Genomic DNA, 618 nt, shown 5'->3' on the forward strand with positions numbered 1-618 from the left:
CCCGCCCCGAAGACTCCACTTCGTCGCATGATCCGCAACGAGTTCTTAAATACCCACATTTATAGAGTTAAAGTAACCTATATAAATTTATTAATGATTTTAGTTTATTGATGATAGTCTATTTTAGAATCTTGACCCGCAAAGAGACTGAAGTTGAACTTCCGGCAAGTTCCGATTCTTTTCCCGACAAACTAACACATCAGTTAACCGTCGTTCAGCATAGAACTGATGAGCTATCCAACCCAAGGGAAGACCAGCCAATAGTCCAACAATTAACCCAATTATCAAGCTAGAAACAAGATTCTTTCTAGTGATAGTATTCTGCTGCTCTACTCTTGCTGACATAATTCCCCTCTAAATGAATAAAATGCCTTTATTACAATTATCGCGTCTCCCCAAATTCCTTGATATATTCCACCAACTCTCTGGTATGCCCCCCTTCAGAAATTCGCTCCAAATTCCCCACTAAGATAAACAGTTCTCGCGCTCTACTAATAGCCACATTGAGTAGATTAGGCCGACGATTAATAAACCAAAGGCTATCAGTTGCAGAACATTGGCGAGTCGAGAAAATTATCACCGACTTCTGACCACCTTGGAACGTGTGAACTGTGCCAA

2 protein-coding genes are annotated in these 618 nt (G+C 40.8%); both read right to left on the bottom strand.

What is annotated here, in order from left to right:
* Positions 1–123: 123 nt before the first annotated feature.
* Entirely contained in the window at positions 124–345 is a 222-nt protein-coding gene (locus tag VB732_RS34910) for a hypothetical protein (protein WP_292713576.1), read from the bottom strand.
* Positions 346–382: 37 nt separating this feature from the next.
* Positions 383–618: AAA domain-containing protein (locus tag VB732_RS34915; protein WP_323235386.1), on the bottom strand; the 236-nt coding region annotated here is incomplete at its 5' end.

The sequence above is a fragment of the Nostoc sp. UHCC 0252 genome, from assembly GCF_034931145.1.
In the GTDB taxonomy this organism is placed as follows: domain Bacteria; phylum Cyanobacteriota; class Cyanobacteriia; order Cyanobacteriales; family Nostocaceae; genus Nostoc.